This window comes from Escherichia sp. KCJ4928 (assembly GCF_004352695.1).
Classification (GTDB): Bacteria; Pseudomonadota; Gammaproteobacteria; order Enterobacterales; family Enterobacteriaceae; genus ECMA0423.
This window is the reverse complement of the sequence record NZ_SJWV01000288.1, coordinates 1-3,389: the sequence shown is the minus strand read 5'-3', so window position 1 is coordinate 3,389 and position 3,389 is coordinate 1. Positions and strand designations below refer to the sequence as shown.

Here is a 3,389-nt window from a genome sequence, read left to right as displayed (position 1 = left end):
GGCTTTAATAATTTCAATAGAAATTGTTGTTTTTTAAAAAGAAAATAGTGAGTGAAAAAAATTCAATTTCAGTACGAATGTTGTTCCCTCCCTCGTAGTTCATCCTTTGTCCGCTGCATTTTTGCGAGCATCATTCCACCGCCAGAACAACTCAACTTCACTTGCACAAATAAACAGGAATCAGCCACTAAAATTCACGAATTAGCGGGCTACAGCAGCGATATCTTATGCACATAATGGTGACTCAAGGAGGGCTTATGTCACTGTCAATTGTTCATACCCGCGCAGCCCTGGGAGTAAATGCGCCCCCAATCACTGTTGAGGTACATATCAGTAAAGGTCTACCCGGTTTAACGATGGTGGGCTTACCAGAAACAACGGTAAAAGAAGCCCGCGATCGCGTGCGCAGCGCCATTATCAATAGCGGATATGAATATCCGGCCAAAAAAATCACCATCAACCTGGCTCCAGCCGATCTGCCAAAAGAAGGGGGACGATATGATTTACCTATCGCCATTGCGTTGCTGGCGGCCTCAGAACAGCTTACAGCCAATAGAATTAGTCGGAGAACTGGCGCTTACAGGCGCTCTGCGTGGCGTTCCCGGTGCAATCTCCAGTGCAACTGAAGCTATTAAGTCGGGCAGAAAAATTATCGTCGCGAAAGATAACGAAGATGAAGTGGGGCTAATTAACGGTGAAGGATGCCTGATAGCCGATCATCTGCAGGCTGTCTGTGCGTTTCTGGAAGGTAAGCACACTCTCGAACGCCCGAAACCAACTGATGCAGTATCCCGGGCGCTACAACATGATCTCAGTGATGTTGTCGGTCAGGAGCAAGGAAAGCGAGGACTGGAAATTACCGCCGCTGGTGGGCACAACCTTTTACTGATTGGACCGCCGGGAACAGGTAAAACAATGCTCGCCAGCCGTATTAATGGCCTGTTGCCAGATTTAAGCAATGAAGAGGCACTGGAGAGCGCTGCGATATTAAGTCTGGTAAATGCTGAATCAGTACAAAAACAATGGCGGCAGCGCCCGTTCCGCTCACCTCATCACAGTGCGTCGTTAACTGCGATGGTGGGCGGTGGTGCAATTCCAGGGCCAGGTGAAATTTCGCTGGCGCATAACGGCGTGCTTTTTCTTGATGAGTTACCTGAGTTTGAACGGCGTACACTGGATGCCTTGCGAGAGCCGATTGAATCCGGGCAGATCCATCTTTCACGCACACGAGCAAAAATAACCTATCCAGCCCGTTTCCAGCTTGTCGCGGCGATGAATCCCAGCCCTACCGGACATTATCAGGGAAACCATAACCGCTGCACGCCAGAACAGACATTACGTTATCTCAACCGGCTCTCGGGGCCCTTTCTCGACCGCTTCGATCTCTCACTGGAGATCCCATTACCACCCCCGGCATTTTGAGTAAAACGGTAGTGCCGGGAGAAAGCAGCACCACCGTTAAACAACGTGTAATGGCTGCCAGAGAGCGCCAATTTAAGCGGCAGAATAAGTTGAACGCCTGGCTGGATAGTCCGGAAATACGCCAATTCTGCAAGCTTGAGAACGAAGATGCGCAGTGGCTGGAAGAAACGCTGATCCATCTGGGGTTATCGATTCGTGCCTGGCAGCGGTTATTGAAAGTTGCACGAACCATTGCTGATATTGATCAGTCCGACATTATCACACGTCAGCATTTGCAGGAGGCAGTTAGCTATCGTGCCATTGACCGTTTGCTCATCCATCTGCAAAAACTACTGACATAAAAAAAGGGCATTTCGCCCTTTTTATTAATCGTCAGAATCGGTGTAGTCTTCAGCACCTTCAACCTGCGGTTTACCGCCGGAAAGGGTGTGAAAACGTTTTGGACGCTTGATACGCGTCATATACTTGGACCACACGCGTTCTGCTTCTGTCACTGGCTCACGTTCGCCACGGCATACTGCTACGAAGAGTTTCTCTTCCTCGGTAACCGGCTCGCGTTTGCCAAGATCCAACTCATTGAAGGCATAACCATGACGCTCAAGCAGTTGTGCCTCTTTGATGGTGAAATCACCATGACGAGAGAATCCACGTGGATAATGTTTATTGTCGAAATATCGATTAGTCGTCGTAAAGCTTTCCGCCATCCTGCACGCTCCTAATTCTTTGACCGAGCTAGTTATGGCGCGGAGTATTAGTTACGCTTGACAGAGTGTAAAACAAAACATTTAAATCATAACGACAAATAATTTTGCGGAGAGCACTGTGGATACGGAATTGTTAAAAACTTTCCTGGAAGTTAGCCGAACGCGTCACTTTGGTCGAGCGGCTGAATCGCTCTATCTGACCCAGTCAGCAGTGAGCTTTCGAATCAGACAACTGGAAAATCAACTGGGTGTGAACCTTTTCACCCGCCACAGAAACAATATCCGTTTAACCGCTGCCGGTGAAAAACTACTGCCTTATGCAGAAACGCTCATGAGCACCTGGCAGGCCGCCCGTAAGGAGGTGGCGCATACCTCACGACATAACGAGTTTTCTATCGGTGCCAGCGCCTCATTGTGGGAATGTATGCTTAATCAGTGGCTGGGACGTTTGTATCAAAATCAGGATGCCCATACAGGCTTACAGTTCGAAGCGCGAATTGCCCAACGGCAGTCTCTGGTAAAACAGCTGCATGAACGCCAGCTTGATCTTCTTATTACCACTGAAGCGCCCAAAATGGACGAATTTAGTAGTCAGTTGCTGGGGTATTTCACTTTAGCGCTTTATACCAGTGCCCCTTCTAAACTAAAGGGAGATCTTAACTATCTGCGACTGGAGTGGGGGCCAGATTTTCAACAGCATGAGGCAGGTTTGATCGGTGCTGACGAAGTGCCCATTCTGACAACCAGTTCTGCTGAACTGGCACAGCAACAGATTGCGATGCTTAATGGTTGCACCTGGCTACCCGTCAGCTGGGCGCGTAAAAAAGGCGGCCTGCATACCGTTGTCGATAGCACAACACTTTCACGGCCGCTTTATGCCATATGGCTGCAAAATAGCGATAAAAATACGTTGATTCGCGATCTATTGAAAATTAACGTGCTGGATGAAGTGTATTAATATGAATGGCTGGCAAGGATGCCGGTAGAAGGATTTACTTCAGAGAGGGTTATTTCAGATAAAAAAAATCCTTAGCTTTCGCTAAGGATGATTTCTGGCAGGGGCGGAGAGACTCGAACTCCCAACACCCGGTTTTGGAGACCGGTGCTCTACCAATTGAACTACGCCCCTAATTAGGGTGGCGGAACGGACGGGACTCGAACCCGCGACCCCCTGCGTGACAGGCAGGTATTCTAACCGACTGAACTACCGCTCCACCGAATTCTTTTACAACCACCGGTTTTATGACCGGCTTACTGCTTAAT

2 protein-coding genes, 2 tRNA genes and 1 pseudogene are annotated in these 3,389 nt (G+C 48.8%); 2 read left to right on the top strand and 3 right to left on the bottom strand.

All coding sequences use genetic code 11. The annotated features are described in order from the left end of the window. Positions 1-257 precede the first annotated feature (257 nt). Positions 258-1,763 (top strand): annotated as a pseudogene (locus tag E0D98_RS22570) (YifB family Mg chelatase-like AAA ATPase). Between the two features lie 24 nt (positions 1,764-1,787). Here the strand turns inward: E0D98_RS22570 and maoP are convergent. After that, positions 1,788-2,126 carry a macrodomain Ori organization protein MaoP gene (maoP, locus tag E0D98_RS22565; RefSeq protein ID WP_000841001.1) on the bottom strand — a complete coding sequence of 113 codons (339 nt, stop codon included), beginning with the start codon at positions 2,124-2,126 and terminating at the stop codon, positions 1,788-1,790. A 118-nt stretch (positions 2,127-2,244) separates the two neighbouring features. On the opposite strand from maoP, the gene hdfR reads away from it, so the two are divergent. Then, positions 2,245-3,084: an HTH-type transcriptional regulator HdfR gene (hdfR, locus tag E0D98_RS22560; protein WP_000379246.1), complete on the top strand. Its 840-nt coding sequence runs from the start codon at positions 2,245-2,247 to the stop codon at positions 3,082-3,084. A gap of 95 nt (positions 3,085-3,179) precedes the next feature. Here hdfR and E0D98_RS22555 read toward each other — a convergent pair. Continuing rightward, positions 3,180-3,255, bottom strand: a tRNA-Trp gene (locus E0D98_RS22555). A gap of 8 nt (positions 3,256-3,263) precedes the next feature. After that, positions 3,264-3,340 (bottom strand) — tRNA-Asp (locus E0D98_RS22550). Positions 3,341-3,389 lie beyond the last annotated feature (49 nt).